Annotated in this window: 20 protein-coding genes; 12 read left to right on the top strand and 8 right to left on the bottom strand. The window is 30.9% G+C overall.

What is annotated here, in order from left to right; all coding sequences use genetic code 11:
- Nucleotides 1-117: 117 nt before the first annotated feature.
- Together GAN53_RS01900 and GAN53_RS01895 are read right to left on the bottom strand one after the other, a co-directional pair.
- Nucleotides 118-987 (bottom strand): IS3 family transposase, encoded by an 870-nt coding sequence (locus tag GAN53_RS01900; protein WP_263969942.1) that lies wholly within the window; start codon nucleotides 985-987, stop codon nucleotides 118-120.
- Nucleotides 975-1,568, bottom strand: coding sequence for a helix-turn-helix domain-containing protein (locus GAN53_RS01895; protein WP_151409095.1), 594 nt, complete (start codon nucleotides 1,566-1,568; stop codon nucleotides 975-977). The genes GAN53_RS01900 and GAN53_RS01895 overlap by 13 nt, the downstream gene beginning before the upstream one ends.
- A gap of 140 nt (nucleotides 1,569-1,708) precedes the next feature.
- Here GAN53_RS01895 and GAN53_RS01890 point away from each other — a divergent pair, with 140 nt between their 5' ends.
- Nucleotides 1,709-3,073, top strand: coding sequence for an MATE family efflux transporter (locus GAN53_RS01890; RefSeq protein ID WP_151409323.1), 1,365 nt, complete (start codon nucleotides 1,709-1,711; stop codon nucleotides 3,071-3,073).
- A 454-nt stretch (nucleotides 3,074-3,527) separates the two neighbouring features.
- Nucleotides 3,528-4,169 carry a YitT family protein gene (locus GAN53_RS01885; protein ID WP_151409322.1) on the top strand — a complete coding sequence of 214 codons (642 nt, stop codon included), beginning with the start codon at nucleotides 3,528-3,530 and terminating at the stop codon, nucleotides 4,167-4,169.
- A 114-nt stretch (nucleotides 4,170-4,283) separates the two neighbouring features.
- Here the strand turns inward: GAN53_RS01885 and GAN53_RS01880 are convergent, their stop codons facing one another.
- The 4 genes from GAN53_RS01880 to GAN53_RS01865 form a co-directional block, all read right to left on the bottom strand.
- Nucleotides 4,284-4,808: an HNH endonuclease family protein gene (locus GAN53_RS01880; protein WP_263969944.1), complete on the bottom strand. Its 525-nt coding sequence runs from the start codon at nucleotides 4,806-4,808 to the stop codon at nucleotides 4,284-4,286.
- 335 nt (nucleotides 4,809-5,143) lie between these two features.
- Nucleotides 5,144-6,013, bottom strand: a complete 870-nt coding sequence (locus GAN53_RS01875) for an IS3 family transposase (protein ID WP_263969942.1) — start codon at nucleotides 6,011-6,013, stop codon at nucleotides 5,144-5,146.
- Entirely contained in the window at nucleotides 6,001-6,594 is a 594-nt protein-coding gene (locus tag GAN53_RS01870; RefSeq protein ID WP_151409095.1) for a helix-turn-helix domain-containing protein, read from the bottom strand. The genes GAN53_RS01875 and GAN53_RS01870 overlap by 13 nt, the downstream gene beginning before the upstream one ends.
- Nucleotides 6,595-6,686: 92 nt before the next feature.
- Complete coding sequence (locus GAN53_RS01865) at nucleotides 6,687-7,634, bottom strand: hypothetical protein (RefSeq protein ID WP_151409320.1); 948 nt, start codon at nucleotides 7,632-7,634, stop codon at nucleotides 6,687-6,689.
- Between the two features lie 222 nt (nucleotides 7,635-7,856).
- On the opposite strand from GAN53_RS01865, the gene GAN53_RS01860 reads away from it, so the two are divergent.
- Nucleotides 7,857-9,875, top strand: a complete 2,019-nt coding sequence (locus tag GAN53_RS01860; protein WP_151409319.1) for a peptidoglycan amidohydrolase family protein — start codon at nucleotides 7,857-7,859, stop codon at nucleotides 9,873-9,875.
- 121 nt (nucleotides 9,876-9,996) lie between these two features.
- Here GAN53_RS01860 and GAN53_RS01855 read toward each other — a convergent pair whose 3' ends face one another.
- On the bottom strand, nucleotides 9,997-10,866 hold the full coding sequence (locus GAN53_RS01855) for an IS3 family transposase (protein ID WP_263969942.1): 870 nt from the start codon (nucleotides 10,864-10,866) through the stop codon (nucleotides 9,997-9,999).
- On the bottom strand, nucleotides 10,854-11,447 hold the full coding sequence (locus GAN53_RS01850; RefSeq protein WP_151409095.1) for a helix-turn-helix domain-containing protein: 594 nt from the start codon (nucleotides 11,445-11,447) through the stop codon (nucleotides 10,854-10,856). The genes GAN53_RS01855 and GAN53_RS01850 overlap by 13 nt, the downstream gene beginning before the upstream one ends.
- A 288-nt stretch (nucleotides 11,448-11,735) precedes the next feature.
- Here GAN53_RS01850 and sppA point away from each other — a divergent pair, with 288 nt between their 5' ends.
- The 9 genes from sppA (at nucleotide 11,736) to GAN53_RS01805 (ending at nucleotide 21,573) form a co-directional block, all read left to right on the top strand.
- Nucleotides 11,736-12,725 (top strand): signal peptide peptidase SppA, encoded by a 990-nt coding sequence (gene sppA / locus GAN53_RS01845; RefSeq protein ID WP_151409318.1) that lies wholly within the window; start codon nucleotides 11,736-11,738, stop codon nucleotides 12,723-12,725.
- Nucleotides 12,718-13,209: an RDD family protein gene (locus tag GAN53_RS01840; protein ID WP_225791799.1), complete on the top strand. Its 492-nt coding sequence runs from the start codon at nucleotides 12,718-12,720 to the stop codon at nucleotides 13,207-13,209. Before sppA ends, GAN53_RS01840 begins: the two co-directional genes overlap by 8 nt.
- A gap of 162 nt (nucleotides 13,210-13,371) precedes the next feature.
- Nucleotides 13,372-15,900, top strand: coding sequence for a ribonucleoside-diphosphate reductase subunit alpha (locus GAN53_RS01835; protein WP_151409317.1), 2,529 nt, complete (start codon nucleotides 13,372-13,374; stop codon nucleotides 15,898-15,900).
- 133 nt (nucleotides 15,901-16,033) lie between these two features.
- Nucleotides 16,034-16,360 carry a phage holin family protein gene (locus GAN53_RS01830; protein WP_151409316.1) on the top strand — a complete coding sequence of 109 codons (327 nt, stop codon included), beginning with the start codon at nucleotides 16,034-16,036 and terminating at the stop codon, nucleotides 16,358-16,360.
- A 10-nt stretch (nucleotides 16,361-16,370) separates the two neighbouring features.
- On the top strand, nucleotides 16,371-17,429 hold the full coding sequence (locus GAN53_RS01825) for a ribonucleotide-diphosphate reductase subunit beta (protein WP_151409315.1): 1,059 nt from the start codon (nucleotides 16,371-16,373) through the stop codon (nucleotides 17,427-17,429).
- Nucleotides 17,430-17,546: 117 nt separating this feature from the next.
- A complete protein-coding gene (locus GAN53_RS01820; RefSeq protein WP_151409314.1) occupies nucleotides 17,547-18,068 on the top strand; it encodes an FUSC family protein in 522 nt (173 codons plus the stop codon).
- A gap of 31 nt (nucleotides 18,069-18,099) precedes the next feature.
- On the top strand, nucleotides 18,100-18,822 hold the full coding sequence (locus tag GAN53_RS01815; protein ID WP_151409313.1) for an ABC transporter ATP-binding protein: 723 nt from the start codon (nucleotides 18,100-18,102) through the stop codon (nucleotides 18,820-18,822).
- Complete coding sequence (locus GAN53_RS01810) at nucleotides 18,815-20,461, top strand: hypothetical protein (protein WP_151409312.1); 1,647 nt, start codon at nucleotides 18,815-18,817, stop codon at nucleotides 20,459-20,461. Before GAN53_RS01815 ends, GAN53_RS01810 begins: the two co-directional genes overlap by 8 nt.
- A 77-nt stretch (nucleotides 20,462-20,538) precedes the next feature.
- A complete protein-coding gene (locus tag GAN53_RS01805) occupies nucleotides 20,539-21,573 on the top strand; it encodes a CAP domain-containing protein (protein WP_151409311.1) in 1,035 nt (344 codons plus the stop codon).
- Nucleotides 21,574-21,576 lie beyond the last annotated feature (3 nt).

Genomic DNA, 21,576 nt, shown 5'->3' with positions numbered 1-21,576 from the left:
TTCGAGAAAAAGCCCTATAATAAGGTGACCCCACAAAGTTGGACCTAATACCAGAGTTAGAACTAAACTAGCCCTGGTATTTCTTTGTCCTATCCTACCCCTAGGGGTAGGAAATTTTTATGCTGCATTCTTCTTTCTGTATTCTATTGGTGATAAGTATCCTAATTTTTCTTTTATTCTTTCTTCGTTGTAATATTTTATGAAATCTTCAATTGTTTGTTTTAAGTGCTCGTATGAATAGAATTTATTTCCGTAATATATTTCTTGTTTTAATATCCCAAAGAAATTTTCCATTGGTGAGTTGTCTAAGCAATTTCCTTTTCTTGACATGGATTGAGTGATGTCATTTTCTTCTAGTTTTGATGTGTATTGCTTTACTTGGTATGCCCAGCCTTGATCAGAGTGGAATATTCTTTTTTCTTTATTTTTATTAGTTACCTCTATTGCTTTGTCTAAGGCTTTTAAGATTGGTTCTATTGTTGGGTGTTTTGATATTTCATAGCTAAGTATTTCACTGTTGTACATATCTAGGTATGGGTTTAGATAGAGTTTCTTTATTTGATATGTTCCTGTTTTATCTTTTTCTAAATACTTAAATTCTGTTGTGTCTGTTGTTATTTGTGTGTATGGTGTTTCCACTTTAAAGTTTCTTTTTATTTTGTTGTCTGATATTTTTCCTACCTGTCCTTTGTAGGATGAGTATTTTCTTGTTTTTCTTGAATAGCTTTTTACTTGAAGTTTTAACTTTTGAACTAATCGTTGTACTTTCTTTTTGTTTATTATCAGTCCTGATCTTTTTAACATTGCTGTTATTCTTCTGTAGCCGTAGTTTGGATTGTCTTTTCTTATTTTAAGTATTTTCTTTTCTAATTCTAGATCTTTATTTGGTTTATTTAAGCGTTTTTGCCAATACATGTATGTTGATTTGGCAATGTTAAAGTATTTTAACAAGTCTTTTAGTTTGTATTTATCTCTTAAGACTTTGATTGTTTCAGCAATTGTCTTATTTCTGTATCTGTCATTTGAGACAATTCTATCTTTTTTTTTATTGCATCATTTTCTAATTGAAGCCAATAGTTTTCTTCTTCTAATTTCTTTATCTTTTCTTTTAGTTGTGCTTGTGTTAATGATTCATTTTCTAAATTAGTTATGTTTGCTGATGATTCTATTTTAGTGTCTTTTGATCTCTTTGGGGATTTTGGCATTTTTGAAGGTCTTCCTCTCTTTTTAGATCTAAGTCCTTCAATTCCTTTTTCTCTATATTCATTGACCCATCGGGTGATTATTGATGGATTATTGATTTTAAGATTGTTTGCTAGGCTTTGATAGGACATTTCTCCTGTTAAGTACAAGTTTACTACATTTAACTTGAATTCCAAAGTATATTGTGTATTTTTTCTTTTTACTTTTAGTCCTTCATAGCCTTGTGATTTGTATGCATTTACCCAGCTTTTCACTACGCTTTCTGATGGTATGCAATATTTGTCTGATAAAGATTTATATGAGATGTTTGATTCTAAATATTCTTTTACTACTTTCATTTTGAATTCTGTGCTATATTTTGCCATTAAAAAACTGACCTCCGTTAGTTAGTTTTTAGGTCTAACTTTTGGGGGTCAGTTCATAACTGGTCTTTTTTCTTGACAAAATCTCCTGATTTGGATATCATTAACCTTTGTAAATAAGATTAACTACAAAAGGAGTATCTATGGCAGAAATTAATATAAAAGAAAATAAAATGGGGATTATGCCAGTTGGTAAACTATTATTTGAAATGTCCATACCAATGGTAATATCAATGCTTGTCCAATCCATATATAACATCGTAGATTCAATATTTGTAGCAAGAATCTCAGAAGAAGCCTTGACAGCCGTATCTTTGGCTTTTCCAGTCCAAAGTATCATAATCGCCTTTGGAGTAGGAATTGGAGTTGGTTCATCAGCGCTTCTAAGTAGGTTTTTGGGTGAAAAATCTTTTGAAAAAGTAAGGTCGGTTGCCCTTCACGGGATACTTCTTTGCATATTAACATATATTGGCTTTGCACTTTTTGGCATATTTTTTACCGATACTTATGCAAACGCTCAAGGACAAAAAGCCATTGTAACAGCCTACACCAAGGATTATTTATCTATTGTAACCATATTTAGTGCAGGATTATTTTTCCAAATCTTAGCAGAAAAACTCTTACAAGCAACATCCCTAACCAACTTTACCATGATTACACAAATCTCAGGGGCTGTCATAAATCTAATCCTAGATCCGATTTTTATCTTTGGACTATTTGGATTTCCAAGACTTGAAGTAAAGGGAGCAGCAATAGCAACTGTACTTGGTCAAGTAGGTGGAGCTTTGATAGGACTTTATTTTAACAAAACAAAAAATAAGGAAATAAACTTTAACTCAGACAAATTCAAATTCCATTCAGACATAATGAAACAAATTTTTTGGATAGGACTACCATCAATTGTAATGAGTACCATGGGATCAATAATAGTCTTTATCCTAAATATAATCCTAAAAACATTTGGCCAATCAGCCATAGCTGCCTATGGAGTAATGTTTAAATTCCAATCCTTTGCCTTTTTGCCAGTAATAGGAATCACAAATGCGCTAACAACAATTGTTTCCTACAATTATGGAGCAAGGAAAAAAGAAAGAATCAAAGAAGCCATAAAACTTTCCATGATAAGCTCCTTTGGTCTAGTATTAGTATCCATAATAATAATGTGGATATTTCCAAGAGAACTTTTGGGATTTTTTAACGCTACTGATAAAATGGTTGAAATAGGAATTCCAATGATGCGCATAGTTTCACTATCATATTTTGCAGCAATTCCATCAGTAATAGCAGTAGGAGGAGTATTTCAATCTTTGGGCAATTGGCAAATAGCCATACTCCAATCATTTTTAAGACAATTTTTTATTCTCCTACCAATATTTTATTTCTTCACATTATCAGGCAATCTAGAACTATCCTGGTGGGCATTTTTCATAGCAGAAACCCTAAACTCAATCCTATGTTATTTGCTATTAAAAAGAGAAATAAACAATAAAATAGAAATTTTAGATTGAAAAAAGACTGCAGAGTTAATTAGCAAATAAACATTATCTTTATAGCTAATCAAAAAATCTGCGGTCTTTTTTTGTGAGAAATTTTTCAAGATTAATTTGTGAAAGTTTTAAGAAATGATATATTTTTTAAAAAAAGACCTTGCAATTTTAAAAAGAAAAAGCTATAATATTAACGTTGATTTAAGTATTTTACGGTGGTTACCGAAATTTTCAGGTAGTTTTTATCTGATGCTAAAGTTTACGAAAAGAGAGTCTTCTATATGCCTGATGTGGCAGATAAAAAGCTAAAAAGTAACTATTACGCTCAGAGTTTTTACAAGAAAAAATCAGCAAATAAAAAGCATCAACACCACGAGATTGCAAAAGTACGAAGGTTATCCTTACGGCCGACAGCAGTCTTTTTTTGTTGGTTGGATACCCTTCTAGTATTGCGAAATATTAAGGAGGTGTTAAAATGCTAAATCAAAAGCTGACTTGGTTTAAATTAACAAGAGCAGGACTAATTAATATTATCTTAGGATCTATGATTGAGGCTTTTACAGTTGTAAATATCCATATCCCATCTCAAATCACAGAAGGTGGAATCCTAGGACTGGCCTTATTGTCTTATAAGACTATTGGTATAAATCCATCAATTCTAAGTCCAATAATGGACGTTATTTGTGTTATTATTGGAATAAATATTTTTGGAAAGGCATTTTTAAGAAAGACTTTATTAGCTTCTTTATTATTTGCTGTTTTTTATAAAATATTTTCCCTTATGGGACCAATTCTTCCTAATCTTTATAACTATCCACTCTTGGCAGCTATAGTTGGAGGTATTGGAATTGGACTAGGTTGTGGACTTGTAGTATCTCATGGAGGAGCCACAGGTGGAGATGACGCCTTGGCCCTTGTAGTAGCAAACAAGGCTAAGATAAATATTTCTTATGCCTACTTACTAATGGACGTAATTGTCTTAGTAATGTCCTTAACATATATTCCATTTGGCAGATTAATATTCTCTCTAATTACTACAACAGTATCATCTGTTTTAGTAGGTCAATTTGAGATTAATGTTAGTCCGTCTATGGGAAAAACAAATCTTTCGATTTAAAATTTTGTTTTAAATTGCAAGATTTCCAAGTTTATATATGAAAAAAAGTAGCTTCGGCTACTTTTTTTATGTGGAAGTTAATTATTTTAAAAGAAATTTATGCTTATGAATTTTTTAATCTAATGTGTAAATTTCAACAACTTTATTTATCAAATCTTCATTTCTTCTATTAATATCATCAATTGTCCAAGAATCTTTTTCGTTTATGCTTTGATTTAATTTAATATTTGCGATGCTTTCATTTAGGAATAATGGTGTCCTTAGACCTTCGAAAGTTCCGGTTTTAGGATCTTTATAATCTCTTTTATCGACAAATTCATTGTTGCTAAGTTCAGTATTATAACCTGTAAGTGTTAGATTTCCTAATTTATGAACGTTATCCAAAAACAATTGGTCTTTTTCTTTAACTCCATATTTTTCAATTAGATTCTTTTCCCAAATTGAGCCTTGCTTAATAGTTTGTGGCATTATGTGCTCTAAAGTCCAATAATATAAACCTTTTGAATTTTTGTCGTTTAAATTATCTGGTCTTTGTTTATTAAAGTAGTTTCCATATTCTCTTTCCAAATCCACGAGTATCATTCTTGTAGTATCTTTATTGACATCATAAATATTATTATTAAGTGCAGATATAAAGATATCATCTTCTGCAGCTAGTGGATTAATATTAGACGTTATGGTACTTAAATAGTCATTTTCAAAGGCATTATTTATATTTTCTATAATAATTAGATCACAAAAAGATCAATCGGGCAAGCTTTATAAATATTTATTTTTTAAAAAAATTGATTAGAAAAATTATTTACAATGGATTGATTTTTACTTTAAAAATTGCTTAGAGTATTTATAATGTAAAAAAACCGACCCAAAAGTTTGTTAAGATGACCCCATAAAGTTGGACCTAATACCAGAGTTAGAATTAAACTAGCCCTGGTATTTCTTTGTCCTATCCTACCCCTAGGGGTAGGAAATTTTTATGCTGCATTCTTCTTTCTGTATTCTATTGGTGATAAGTATCCTAATTTTTCTTTTATTCTTTCTTCGTTGTAATATTTTATGAAATCTTCAATTGTTTGTTTTAAGTGCTCGTATGAATAGAATTTATTTCCGTAATATATTTCTTGTTTTAATATCCCAAAGAAATTTTCCATTGGTGAGTTGTCTAAGCAATTTCCTTTTCTTGACATGGATTGAGTGATGTCATTTTCTTCTAGTTTTGATGTGTATTGCTTTACTTGGTATGCCCAGCCTTGATCAGAGTGGAATATTCTTTTTTCTTTATTTTTATTAGTTACCTCTATTGCTTTGTCTAAGGCTTTTAAGATTGGTTCTATTGTTGGGTGTTTTGATATTTCATAGCTAAGTATTTCACTGTTGTACATATCTAGGTATGGGTTTAGATAGAGTTTCTTTATTTGATATGTTCCTGTTTTATCTTTTTCTAAATACTTAAATTCTGTTGTGTCTGTTGTTATTTGTGTGTATGGTGTTTCCACTTTAAAGTTTCTTTTTATTTTGTTGTCTGATATTTTTCCTACCTGTCCTTTGTAGGATGAGTATTTTCTTGTTTTTCTTGAATAGCTTTTTACTTGAAGTTTTAACTTTTGAACTAATCGTTGTACTTTCTTTTTGTTTATTATCAGTCCTGATCTTTTTAACATTGCTGTTATTCTTCTGTAGCCGTAGTTTGGATTGTCTTTTCTTATTTTAAGTATTTTCTTTTCTAATTCTAGATCTTTATTTGGTTTATTTAAGCGTTTTTGCCAATACATGTATGTTGATTTGGCAATGTTAAAGTATTTTAACAAGTCTTTTAGTTTGTATTTATCTCTTAAGACTTTGATTGTTTCAGCAATTGTCTTATTTCTGTATCTGTCATTTGAGACAATTCTATCTTTTTTTTTATTGCATCATTTTCTAATTGAAGCCAATAGTTTTCTTCTTCTAATTTCTTTATCTTTTCTTTTAGTTGTGCTTGTGTTAATGATTCATTTTCTAAATTAGTTATGTTTGCTGATGATTCTATTTTAGTGTCTTTTGATCTCTTTGGGGATTTTGGCATTTTTGAAGGTCTTCCTCTCTTTTTAGATCTAAGTCCTTCAATTCCTTTTTCTCTATATTCATTGACCCATCGGGTGATTATTGATGGATTATTGATTTTAAGATTGTTTGCTAGGCTTTGATAGGACATTTCTCCTGTTAAGTACAAGTTTACTACATTTAACTTGAATTCCAAAGTATATTGTGTATTTTTTCTTTTTACTTTTAGTCCTTCATAGCCTTGTGATTTGTATGCATTTACCCAGCTTTTCACTACGCTTTCTGATGGTATGCAATATTTGTCTGATAAAGATTTATATGAGATGTTTGATTCTAAATATTCTTTTACTACTTTCATTTTGAATTCTGTGCTATATTTTGCCATTAAAAAACTGACCTCCGTTAGTTAGTTTTTAGGTCTAACTTTTGGGGGTCAGTTCATGTTGACTTTTGGGTCGATTTTTTTTGTCATTAATTTTATTCTTTATTACCTGGATACATGGTTGATGCTCCTGGGAACATTTTTCCTAGTTCTTCAAATATCAAGCCTATATCGCCGATACCAGTTTCTTCTAGTCTATCCATGGCCTTGGTGTAGGCAAGGTCTATATCTTCGTTGGTCATTTGATTTACTGTTGATGGAGCAAATTCATAATAGGAAACAAGAGCTGATTTTAGGGCGTCGTAGTCTACTTGACTTGAGCCAAATCTTCTTATAGCTTGTTTTTTTGTTTTCTTTGTTGTATTGTCATTTTCTTCGCTCGTTTCTTCATCACTTTCTTCCTTATCTTCTTGGAAGAGGATTTGGGCGGCTCTTTTTACATAGTCTTCGTAATATAATTGGTCATCTTCCAAATAAGCTATGTTTAGGGCATCTTCTATGAATTTATCTTGGAAAGTCCAAACTTTGCCAGCATCATAGCCCCAATCAGCCATTAGTCTTCTTTCGTGTTCGTATTTATTTGTTAGCTCGCCTTCTTTGCTAGCTTCTTGGTAATATTTTTTTTCTACAGAATCTAATGGAAATTTGTTGGATAATTCAGGGTACATTTTTGATAATTGTTGAAACACAAAGTCTTTTACATCCCAATATCCAGTTGTTTTGGAAGCTTTTTTGGCTTTTGTGATAAGATCATCTAGTTGATCATCGCTTAAATTATCGGCTAAGGTTTCAGAGAAATCTCCTATTTCAACTATCATCTTTCTCCATCTATCATAATCAATTTCTTTTTCGTCTGTATTTTTATTTAAAGAATCGTCTTTTTTAATATCAATATCAGAAGATTCATCTTCTGTTTTTCCATCGTCTAAAGCAGCTGCTATTGTTTCTTCACTTACAGGATTTTTTGTAGTTTTTGCTTTATTGCTGCAAGAGCTTAGTATTAAAATTAAAGCTAGGCTTGTTATAATTTTTTTCTTATTCATAACTCCTCCTTGGATTTATTTTATTTTATCATTTTTTCACTAGAATTAATAGCTTTTGGCGAAACTGTAATGTTTTTGCAAGAATCATCCCAAAAAATACTAAAAATTTACAAAAGTTGTAACCTTTTTGTTGCAATTTTTTTTAAATTGGTTTATAATAGTTTTTGAACTAATAAATAATTTTATCTTGTAATATTATTGTAATAAAAAATGAGGTAGTAAATGAAGAAAATTAATAAGACACTATTGCTTGCCTCAACATTATTTGTATCTCAAGCTGTAACCTTAGTTGATAATTCATATGCGGATGAAGGATACGATCTAAATGTTGAATCAAACTCGGTAAGTAATACCCAAGAGAATAATACAGAAAATAGTATCTCAAATAATACAGATGAATTAGAGATAAATACTAAAGCTAATAAAGAAAGCTTACAATCTTTTGACAAAGAAGAGGCAAATTCTCTTAATATTGAAACAGAAGCAAACTTTATAAATGAAAATGCCAACTTAACTTTAGATAATGAAGATAAGAAAATAAGCGCAGATTCTTTAAATCAAAATATACTTGAGGAATATTATAATAACTCAGATTCAGATAATAATACAATAGATGAAAATACTGAAGAAAATAGTGAAAATATTGACGAACTTTTAAAATCTATAAATAACAATCAAGATAAAGAGCAAGAAGAGAAAAATGCTGATCTTATTTATTATGATGATAGCAATCTTGATGATATTTTAAAATCTACAAATGAAAATTTTGCAAATAGCGAAAAAGCTACAGCAACAAAAGAAAGCCAAATAGAAGAAAAAACTTATTATGCCCCAAAAGGCACAGGCGTTATAGTAGAAGAAAATAATACAACAAAATATTACGAAAACAATAAATTAGTTAAAAACGCACAAGTTATAGTTAATAACAAATTTTACAATATAGATAAAAAAGGTAATGCCACAAATCCAAAATCATATTGGTCAAGCATTGGCAAAAATGTTTATTATTCCGATGAAAATGGCAATTTGGCCAAAGGCGTAAAGGAAATCAAAAATAAGAAATATTATTTTGATACAGAAGGAATTCTTCAAAGAAATAAGATTATAGTAACAAACAATGCTCACTATGATATAGCAAGTAATGGTGTGATGACTGCACCTAAAAATAAATGGGAAGCCATAGGAGCAAATGTTTATTATAATGACAATAATGGTAATCTAGCAAAGGGAATTACTAAAATTGGAGGAAAATACTATTATTTTAACTCTGATGGAGCTCTTGTTACAAACAAAAAAATCCTTACTGACAAAAGATATTTTACAGTAAATGATCGTGGTGTTGTAACTAATAAAAAAGATACTTGGTTTGCAATGAATGGCAAAACCTACAGAACAGGTAGCGATGGAACTATCCTAAAGGGAGTTCAAACAATAAATAATAATACATATGTATTTGATGATAATGGTGTGATGTTCCAAGATACATCAGTAATTTCTGCTGGCAAATTTTTCAATGTCGACAAGAAGGGTATAGTTAGCATTCCTAAGAATTCTTGGGTAAATTATAATGGCAAAAAATACCACACAAACGAAGCTGGCTATGTAAAAGTTGGTCTTTGGAAAATTGATGGCAAAAATTATTACTTTACAGCAAATGGTCTAACAGGCAACCAAACAATTACAAAAAATGGTCAAACATACAAAGTTGATGCAAACGGAGTTGCAGTGGTAGAAGGACCAAAAATAAACTTAGAAAATAATTTCTATGGTGAAAGATCAATAGATAAGGCTATGGAATGGATGTTTAATGCCAGATTAAAAAAGATGACTTATAATATGGGTCCTCAACGCACATCAGACATGCAAGCAGACTGTTCATCAGCTGTATACAGATCTTTAATCTATGGAGGATTCTTATCAGAAAAAGCTTGGGTAGGTAATACCGAAAGTCTATTCAAAATGGGCGCTCAAGGTAAGGTAATGTACGAAGTTAAAGAATCTGAACTTAGATATGGGGACATATTTGTAGCAGGTACTCCAGGAGAATCTCTAGGAGCAGGTGGTCATACAGGATTTATACTAAATCCAACAAAAGATACAATAATTCACATGTCTTATGGAAAAAACGGCGTTTCAATAACACCTAGAAAAGGTTGCATGGGAGATGCTGCAGGCTTGCCTGTAAAATACTTCCGTCTAGTTAACGCTAGTTCAAAAAATGTTTATTTAAACAAGAATTAAAATAGTAAAACCACTTAGGAAAAATAAGGTGACCCCACAAAGTTGGACCTAATACCAGAGTTAGAACTAAACTAGCCCTGGTATTTCTTTGTCCTATCCTACCCCTAGGGGTAGGAAATTTTTATGCTGCATTCTTCTTTCTGTATTCTATTGGTGATAAGTATCCTAATTTTTCTTTTATTCTTTCTTCGTTGTAATATTTTATGAAATCTTCAATTGTTTGTTTTAAGTGCTCGTATGAATAGAATTTATTTCCGTAATATATTTCTTGTTTTAATATCCCAAAGAAATTTTCCATTGGTGAGTTGTCTAAGCAATTTCCTTTTCTTGACATGGATTGAGTGATGTCATTTTCTTCTAGTTTTGATGTGTATTGCTTTACTTGGTATGCCCAGCCTTGATCAGAGTGGAATATTCTTTTTTCTTTATTTTTATTAGTTACCTCTATTGCTTTGTCTAAGGCTTTTAAGATTGGTTCTATTGTTGGGTGTTTTGATATTTCATAGCTAAGTATTTCACTGTTGTACATATCTAGGTATGGGTTTAGATAGAGTTTCTTTATTTGATATGTTCCTGTTTTATCTTTTTCTAAATACTTAAATTCTGTTGTGTCTGTTGTTATTTGTGTGTATGGTGTTTCCACTTTAAAGTTTCTTTTTATTTTGTTGTCTGATATTTTTCCTACCTGTCCTTTGTAGGATGAGTATTTTCTTGTTTTTCTTGAATAGCTTTTTACTTGAAGTTTTAACTTTTGAACTAATCGTTGTACTTTCTTTTTGTTTATTATCAGTCCTGATCTTTTTAACATTGCTGTTATTCTTCTGTAGCCGTAGTTTGGATTGTCTTTTCTTATTTTAAGTATTTTCTTTTCTAATTCTAGATCTTTATTTGGTTTATTTAAGCGTTTTTGCCAATACATGTATGTTGATTTGGCAATGTTAAAGTATTTTAACAAGTCTTTTAGTTTGTATTTATCTCTTAAGACTTTGATTGTTTCAGCAATTGTCTTATTTCTGTATCTGTCATTTGAGACAATTCTATCTTTTTTTTTATTGCATCATTTTCTAATTGAAGCCAATAGTTTTCTTCTTCTAATTTCTTTATCTTTTCTTTTAGTTGTGCTTGTGTTAATGATTCATTTTCTAAATTAGTTATGTTTGCTGATGATTCTATTTTAGTGTCTTTTGATCTCTTTGGGGATTTTGGCATTTTTGAAGGTCTTCCTCTCTTTTTAGATCTAAGTCCTTCAATTCCTTTTTCTCTATATTCATTGACCCATCGGGTGATTATTGATGGATTATTGATTTTAAGATTGTTTGCTAGGCTTTGATAGGACATTTCTCCTGTTAAGTACAAGTTTACTACATTTAACTTGAATTCCAAAGTATATTGTGTATTTTTTCTTTTTACTTTTAGTCCTTCATAGCCTTGTGATTTGTATGCATTTACCCAGCTTTTCACTACGCTTTCTGATGGTATGCAATATTTGTCTGATAAAGATTTATATGAGATGTTTGATTCTAAATATTCTTTTACTACTTTCATTTTGAATTCTGTGCTATATTTTGCCATTAAAAAACTGACCTCCGTTAGTTAGTTTTTAGGTCTAACTTTTGGGGGTCAGTTCAAAATCCTAGGTGGTTTTTTGATTTAGTCTTATTTTTGTATTTGCGCTAAAAGTTAAAAATAATAGCAAAATATATATGTAAATAGGCCAAAGGCCTATACATTACAATTATTTCTAGTGTTAACGATAACTGTCATGCACTTATATTATACTTTTTTTGCTAGTCTTATCCAAGCAATTTATCTTTTTTCTTAACTTATGTTATACTATAAATATCTTTTAAAGGAGGTTGTATGAAAGAAAATAATAAGAAAAGATGGCTTGCTTTTGGGCTTTTTATATTGGTAATTTTTCTATCAATTTATTCAGATATTAATAAAGGATCTAATAAGGAAAATCTCAATATTACTAAAGATGCTTTTGATAAAATCACAAATACTTACCAAGAAGAAGTTATTTCAGGAACTAATAGACTTAGAAAAATAAAAGTTATTAATGTTGATGGAGTAATAGCGAGCGATCCTTCAAATGATCAAATTGTAAATTCACTAAAAAATGCGGCAGATGACGACACTGTGGCAGGAGTTATTTTAAATATTAACTCACCAGGTGGTTCTGTCTATGCAAGCGAGAGAATTTATAAAGAGATTAAAAAGCTACAAGAGATCGACAAACCAGTTTATGCAGTAATGAGAGAGCTTGCCGCAAGTGGTGGTTATTATATTTCTGCTCCATGCGATAAAATTTTTGCCTCAAATGAAACGTGGACAGGTTCAATTGGAGTAATAATTCAATCCTATTCTTTGGAAGGATTATTTAATAAATATGGAATAAAAGAGCAAAATATAACAACTGGCAAGATGAAAGATGCAGGATCTTATGGTTCTGATATGGACACAGAAGAAAAAGAATATTTTCAAGGCTTAGTTGATTCTGCCTTTGGACGTTTTGTAAAAGTTGTTGCAAAAGGAAGAGATCTAAGCGAAAAAGACGTTAGAAAACTTGCCGATGGTAGAGTTTATGATGGCAGTCAAGCGGTAAAAAATGGTTTGGTTGATAAAATCGGAGATTTAGATGATGCCATAAAAGATATGGACACTTCCTATAAACTAAACGATCCAATGGTTATCCAAGAAGTCGACTACTTAAATAATTTTTCAAAATTATTTCCAGGATTTATGTTAAAGAAAGATCCAGCAAAATCTGACCTACAAATCATCAAAGATATGATGGAAAAAGATGGAATCAAGCCAATGTATTTATATGGAGGATACTGTGAGTGAAAAAATTATTACAAATAAAAATCTTCCGAATTTTGCCTATGCAGGATTTTTCCTAAGACTTTTAGCCTTTGGAATTGACATGATAATAATCAGTGGACTTGTAAATATCATAAAAAGTTTTATAGGAGATGATTTTGAAATTTTTTATTCCATTAGTCTTTATCTTTTGATTTATTATTTAGTAAGTCTGGGATATTTTTCACTAATGACTTATTTTAACAAGGGTCAAACTCTAGGAAAGATGATTACAAATATCAGAGTAATAAATTTATATGGGGAGAAATTAACTTTTTCTCAAGTTCTTACAAGAGAAGTTTTTGGAAGATTTATCCAAAATGAGTTTATGTTTTTATATATAATCGTAGCTTTTGCGCCAATGCATCAGTCATTGATGGATATTTTGGCAGATACGGTTGTTATAAAAAATGACGTAAAAACTTTTATTGATCAAAGAGAAGAAAATTTAGTGATTGCTATTAATTAATAGAAAAAATTTTGATAAAAATTTCAAAACAGCTATAAATAGCCTTTGTATATTATTTATTTAATTTCCATATTGCTACTATATATGGTATAATTTAATCAAGCGATGAAAAATAAACACTATATCTAGTGTTTATTTCTTTTGTAAAATTTAGGAGAAATGATGGAAATTATTAAAAGAGATGGGACTTTTGTGCCATTTGAAAAAGAAAAAATTGAGATAGCTATTAAAAAATCTTTCGCCTCTGTTGATAGTCTTATTACAGATGAAAAACTTAGGCAAATGTCAGATAAAATCGTATCAACCATAAAGGAAAAATATCCAAAAGACCACACCGTAACAGTAGAAGAAGTGCAGGATTTGGTTGAATTAACTCTAATCGATGAAAATTATTATAGGGAAGTAAAATCCTACATCCTTTATAGAGCCAAACACAACATGGATCGTAAGGTAATTACAGATTTTGAAAAATATATACCTAACAAAGAAATAATTGAGATAATTGCAAGCATTCAAGATGAATTTGACTCTCAAAGATATCCAATAGAATCTTTGTATTTCAAATTTGAATCATTCCTAAAGGAAAATATGACAGAAGCTGGACTTTTGAAAGCCCTAACTCGTGCAGCAAGCGAATTAACCTCCAAAGAAGCTCCTGATTGGGAAATAATTGCAGCAAGATTTTTGATGTATGAAATAGATTTGGAAATACAAAAAAACGAAGAAAGATACGACATAGTAGATTTTAAAAGCAAAATTCATTTTTTGACAGAAAATGGACTTTATGGACCATACATTAGAGAAAATTATTCAAGCGAAGACATAGATGAACTTGAAAAATATATGAAAATTGAAAGAGATAAGATTTTCACCTTTTCTGGCCTTGACCTTGTCAAAAAAAGATATCTAATAAAAACCTTTCAAGGGGATATAATTGAATCTGTCCAAGAGATGTTTATGGGCATTGCTATGCACTTGGCAATTCCAGAAAAAAATAGGGTGGCTTTTGCCAAAAGACTTTACGATATCCTTTCAACTCTAAAGGCAACTATGGCAACACCGACTATGACCAATGCTAGAAAGCCTTTTAACCAACTTTCATCATGCTTTATCGACACAGTTCCAGATACTTTAAAGGGAATTTATAGGTCAATTACAAATTTTGCAGAAGTTTCCAAGCATGGTGGTGGCATGGGACTATATTTTGGCAAAGTTCGTGCCAATGGTTCTGATATTCGTGGTTTTGAGGGAGTTGCAGGCGGAGTTATTCGCTGGATAAAACTTGCAAATGATACTGCAGTTGCTGTTGACCAATTAGGAGTTCGCCAAGGAGCTGTTGCTTGTTATTTGGATATTTGGCATAAGGATATGCCAGAATTTTTGGCACTAAGAACTAACAATGGCGATGATAGGATGAAAGCCCACGATATTTTCCCTGGAGTTTGTGTGCCAGATTATTTTTGGAAACTTTGTAGAGATGACATAAATGCAACATGGTATATGTTTGATCCACACGAAGTTTCAAAAAAATACGGCATCTGCTTAGAAGATACCTATGGAGAAAAATGGGAAGAATTTTACAAAAAATTAGTTGACGATAAGGAAATTTCCAAAAGAACCATTTCAGTTAAAGAAATGGTTAGACTACTAATCAAATCTTGGAGTGAAACTGGAACGCCTTTTGTCTTTAATAGAGATATAGTAAATAAATATAATCCAAATAAACATCAAGGAATGATATATTCTTCAAACCTTTGTACAGAAATTGCCCAAAACATGAGTCCATCAGAAACTGTTTCTATAGAAATAGTAGACGAAAATGGAGATACAATAATTGTAAATAAAACAAGACCTGGAGATTTTGTTGAATGTAATCTTGCAAGCTTAACTCTTGGGAGATTTGATGTAAATGACCAAAATGAACTAGAAGAAACTGTAAGAACCATAGTTCGTGCTTTGGATAATGTTATTGACTTAAATTATTATCCAACACCTTATGCGGAAGTAACTAACAAAAAATACAGAGCCATAGGTCTTGGTACAAGTGGCTATCACCATATGCTAGTAAAAAATAACATCAAATTCTCAGATAGGGAAAAACATGGAAAATTTGTAGACAAAGTCTATGAAGATATAAATTACTATGCCATCAAAGAATCCCTAGAAATAGCCAAAGAAAAAGGTGCTTACAAAGTTTTTGAGGGAAGCGATTGGCAAAGCGGAGAATATTTCAACCTAAGAGATTACAATTCTAAAAGATGGGAAGAACTAAGAAAAGAAGTTGCTAAATATGGCCTAAGAAATGGATATTTGATGGCCATAGCTCCAACAGGCTCAACATCAATAATTTCTGGCACATCAGCTGGAGTAGATCCAATAATGAGCAGATATTTCCTAGAAGAAAAAAAGGGAGTAATAGTTCCAAGAGTTGCGCCAGGACTAACAACCAAGACCTTCTGGTTATACGAAAATGCCCACGATATAGATCAAAATATATCCATGGAAATGGCAGGAATCAGACAAAGACACATAGATCAAGCCCAATCAATAAATATTTATATAACAACAGAATACACCATGCGCCAGATATTAAATATCTACATCAAAGCCTATGAATCTGGAGTAAAATCCATTTACTATGTTAGAGGAAAAAGTCTTGAAGTAGAGGAATGCGATTCTTGCGCTAGCTAAAAAATTAAAAATCTCACAAACCTAAAAACTTGTGGGATTTTTTTGTTTTTCAAAAAAATTTATTTTCTCAAATCGTTGCCCTAATTTTTTAATCCAATATAATGAATATAAGAAATTTAATTTAGGAGTTTTTATGATATTATTTATAACAAATGCCATAGCCCTTTGGCTTATGAGTCAATTCATTTCACATATTTCTTTTGATAAGCCAAGTGCGCTTATATTAACTGCAGCTATTTTAACGCTTTTACAAAAAATAGTTAAACCAATTTTAACTTTTATTTCTTTTCCAATAACATTTTTGACTTTGGGTTTATTTAATTTGGTAATAAATGCTTTTGTCCTTTATCTTGCTTTTAAATATGTAGAAGGGGCAAATATAGACAGCCACCTATCAAGTACGGTTATAGCAGGAATTATTTTATCAATACTAACATCTATCATAGAATATATTTTGTAAGGGGGAAATTATGGAAGATAGCAAGAAAAAAGAAGTCAACAAACGTGGAATTTTTAACGAAAATGGAGATATAGATCTTTCTAAAAGAAAAATCATCCAAGGAAATACCACAAATCTTAACGATTTTAACAATCTAAAATACACTTGGACAAGCGATTGGTACAGACAAGCAATGAACAACTTCTGGATTCCAGAAGAAATCAACCTAAATCAAGATATCAAAGATTATAGAAATCTCGACAAAGATGAAAAATTCGCCTTTGATAGAATAATTTCATTTTTAACCTACTTAGATTCTATACAAACAGCAAATTTGCCAAATCTACAAACTTATATAACAGCAAATGAGATCAATCTTTGCCTATCAATTCAAACCTACCAGGAATCAATCCATTCCCAATCCTATTCATACATCCTAGATACAATTTGCTCTCCAGAAGAGAGAACTAAAATTTTGTATATGTGGAAAGATGACGAACATCTACTTCACAGAAACGAATATATAGGAAATCAATACAATGATTTTTTGGAAAAAGACGATGAATTTAACTTTATGAAGGCCTTGATCGCAAATTATATACTTGAGGGAATTTATTTTTATTCAGGATTTTCTTTCTTCTATAATTTAGGAAGAAATGGCAAGATGCCTGGAACAGTTCAAGAAATTAGATATATAAATCGTGATGAAAACACTCACTTGTGGCTTTTTAGATCTCTAATAAATGACCTTAGAAAAGAAAGAGCCGATCTTTTTACAGAAGATCATATCAAATATTATAGAGAGATGCTAAAAGAAGGAGTTGAGCAAGAAATTGCTTGGGGCAAATACGCCATAGGCGATAATATAGTTGGCTTAAATGGCAATATGATTGAAGATTATATTAAATATCTAGGAAATCTTCGTGCCAAAGGCCTAGGATTTGAAGCCTTATACCAAGGATATGAAGAAATTCCATCATCTATGAAATGGGTTGATGAATACTCAGATCCAAACGCTGTAAAGACCGACTTTTTTGAAGCAAAAGTTTCAGCTTACTCTAAATCTTCAATAATAGAAGATGATTTATAAAATATAAAAACCAAGGCTATTTGGATAAGAATTCCTATCCAGATAGCTTTTTACTTTTATGGGAAATTTTATCTTGTATAATAAGTTAGATGTATATTTTACTAAAGGAGTATAAAATTGAAATTTAAAAAACCTGGTTTAAGGATAGTAAAAACTTTTTTTGCCGTAAGCCTTGCTTGCCTTATTTCGTATTTAAGAGCTGTGGAAAGTTTGCCTTTTTATAGTGCCATAGCTGCAATTATTTGCCTAAAAGAAGGAGTAGAAGAAACCAAGCAGATTGGAATAAATAGGATTTTTGGAACAATCCTTGGCGGAATTTGTGGCTTAATATACCTACTTATAATTCCCAAAAATGCCCTTCCATATGCTCTTGAGCTAATAATAATAAGCTTTTTGGCAGCTTTTAATATTTGGTTAATGTCTATGTTAAATAAACCAAAAGCAATAACGATTATGGCTATTGTTTTTTTATCCATAACTATAAATCATGGCAAAGAAACGACTTTACCCTTTATCTTTGCCTTTAGCAGAATGTTGGATACTATGATTGGAGTTATAATCGCTATATTTATCAACATGTTGGATTTTAAAAAAATCAACAAGTATAATCTTAAATGTCAAAAAAATAAAAACGATTAATTATAATATATAATAAATCAAAGGAGGAAAAATGATCGAAGTAAAAAACTTTTCAAAAGTTTATGGCAATGGCAAAAAAGCCGTAGATGACATAAGCTTTGAGGTTAGAGATGGTGAAATTTTTGGATTTTTAGGGCCAAATGGAGCCGGCAAATCTACAACCATAAAAGCAATTGTCGGCATTAACAAAGCTACAAGTGGAGAAATTCTGATAAATAATATTAAATTAGCTGACGATCCTATAAAATATAAAAAACAATTTTCTTTTGTACCTGATAATCCGGAATTATTTGAAAGCTATTCGGGCAATGAATATATAAATTTTTTGGCTGATATTTACGGTTTGGATGAAAATACCAGAAAAGAAAGACTTGATTATTATTTAGGTTTTTTTGACATAAAAGATGCTATGAATGAGCAAATAGAAACTTATTCTCATGGTATGGCACAAAGGCTTGCTCTAATTGGAGCTTTGATCAACGATCCAGAAGTAATTATCTTAGATGAACCTATGGTAGGTCTTGATGCAAAATCTGCCTATAATCTAAAGGAAATTTTAAGAGCCAGAGCAAAAAGTGGAAAATCTGTATTTTTCTCAACCCACGTTATGAGCGTTGCCCAAGAACTTTGCGATAGAATTGCAATTATCAACAAAGGAAAAATTATAGCAGATGGAACTTTTGATGAAATTAAAAATTCTACCAACCACAAGGAAAATCTTGAAGCAGTATTTTTGGAGCTAACAGATGAATAATCTAAAAACTATAACAAAATACACCTTCAAAGAGCAATTTTTCCCATATTATCCCAACAAAAAAGCAATGAATATGCCAAATAGTTATGTTCTAAGAATTTTGTATTTTATTGGACTTTATGGATTATTGTCATACGTGGTTTATTCATTTATGAGAGCTATTGGGACTTTATATTTGTCTTTGCCTAATGGCGAAACCATGTATTTTGCCTTTTTTGGAATTTTGCTTACTATTTCTATAATAGTCTTTTACATTCCAAGAATCTTATCGGATTTTTTCTCCGATACAAAAATAAATATTTATAAGACCTTGCCAATAACAGAATCTGAACTTTTTATGGGCAAATTATTGGGAGCAGTCCTATCTTTTGTGGACTTTTTGCTATTTTTCATAATAGGAATTTATATTTATTTTTCCATAAAAGGATTCGACATTAGTGTATTAATTTTTGGCATATTAAACTTTTTTACTATAATTTTAATACCATATAGTTTGCTTACTGGGCTTATACTTATAATTATGAGATTTACTTCAGTTGGTAATCACAGAAAGGCCCTAAAAAATATAGGCTATATAATACTTTTTGCAATAATTGGAGCGTATTATTACTTCGCCTTTAATTTTAAGGGAGATAGCGGAAAAGAATCACAGATTTTTACTACAGCTACATCTGCTTTAGCAAATTTTTCTAATGCATTTTTCAATGCTAAATTCTACGGCCTAAGCCTAAGCGGATCTCTTGGCCAAAAAATTACTTACAGTCTAATTTTGTGGGCAATTACTATTGCAATAACTTTTATAATGTACAAACTTTCTGGTAAATTTTACTACAAAAGTCTTGGTGAAAAAGACGAGGAAACAAAAGTAAAGAAAAAAGAAAATACCAACAAAAGTACAAGTTTCGTCCCAAAATCTCAAGTTTATGCCATAGCAAAAAGAGATATCAAAAATCTTACATCAAATATAGTGTTTTTCTCTCAGGCTGTAATGATGGTTATAATATTTGTGGTTATGGGATTAAGTGTTGGAAAAAGTCTTGGTTCAGAAATAAGTAAGAATGACCTTTACTCTTTGACGGGAAGATTTTGGAGTTTCTTTGCTGGTATAATTTTTGGAATTTTGATGTGGATGAATGGCGGTTTCGCAAATTCATCACTTTCACGTGAACACAAGAGCTTCTACCTTTTCCAAAGCCTGCCAATAGATCCCAAAAAACATTTTTTGGCAAGACTTTGCTCAAGCTTTATCCTTTGCTTGCCATTTAACTTAGTTATGTCTATATTAATAGCAGTATTTGTAGGACTAGGAATAGCTAATGGAATTTTACTATTTTTGGGCTTATCAATTGCAAGTTTGCTTGCTGCTATAGTTGGTCTTTACACTGGAAGCAAAAAAATCATTATAAATTGGACAAAGCCAGAAGAATTGAGCAAGGGAGGACTTAGAAATTTCGTCTATTACATTTTATCTCTAATTTATGTTGGGCTTTTGATTGGTCTTTATATCTTGCTTATGAATATTTCATCAATGGGAGAGATCCTTGGACCGATTTTAATAATTTCTCTTATCATCGTAACCAGCTTAGTTTTTTATAAATTAGCTTTAAATTCTTATAAAAATGGTTTTTACGATTTGTAAAAATTTAATAGGCTAATGAACTTTTTCTTCTTATTTGCTATAATATTATTAGATAATAATTATTGGAGGATATTATTATGAAAAATAAGAAAAAGTTCATGATGTCACTTGCCATATCTTTTGCAATCGTGTTATCAGCTTTTATTGGAGCGACTACAAGCTTTGCAAGTGAAGGCTTAGATTTGGGAGTTAATATAGGCAATATGAAATTGCCTGAAAGATCTCTAAGATTAAATCAAAGCCAGACAAGCAGAGAAGCTGTAATAAATGAGATCAAAAAAATCAGATCGAGAGCTTGGGATGAGAATATCTATTATTGTTATGAGGATAACAATAGCACAGGCTATAGAATAAGAGACATAGCTAAAACGTATAAATGCACAAGTAAAGAAGAGTATGTAGAAGATATTCATTGGTCAACAGAATTGGAAAGAATAGCCATTCAAAGAGCAATAGAGCAAACAATAACAGGTTTAAGTCACACCAGAGCAGACGGAAGTAACTGGCATGATGCTAGCTATAAGGGAATAACAGCTGGTGCAGAAGTGCTTGCAATGAATTCTGCTAGCATGGGAGCTTCTTTAGCCTTTGATCAATGGTCATTTAGAAGATCTAATGGAAATAAATCTGAATACGATTATTTGATAGCTTCTAAAGGAGTAATGACAGCTGATAATGGACACCTTCACGCAATCTTGGATCCAGGATATTTCTTTGTAGGATATGCCGATGTAAATAACACTGGAAGCAAGTGGAATTACGCTGTAGGAGAATTTTCAAATAATGGCACAGTAAGTGAAACAAGTACAGACTTGGTCGGCGACTATGTATTTTCCAGATCAAACTCATCTACAACTGTACTAGAAAGAGCTGGTCAATCAAAATCTGAAAATCCAACCACAGAACAACCATCAAGTAATAAGCTTTCAAAAGAAACTAGACAAAACCTAGAAAAAGCTATCGAAGATTCTAAAAAACAAATAGATGCTGCGAAATATTTGATGGAGAATTTTCCAAAAACAATAGAAAAAGTTTACGATAAGTTGGTTAATTTGATAAAAATTGCCAATGATACAATTTCTCAAGCAGAAAATTTACTAAATAACAATTAAGAT

The sequence above is a fragment of the Anaerococcus sp. Marseille-P9784 genome (assembly GCF_902500265.1).
Classification (GTDB): domain Bacteria; phylum Bacillota; class Clostridia; order Tissierellales; family Peptoniphilaceae; genus Anaerococcus.
The sequence above is the reverse complement of the archived record's forward strand: the minus strand, read 5'-3'. Positions and strand labels throughout refer to the sequence as shown.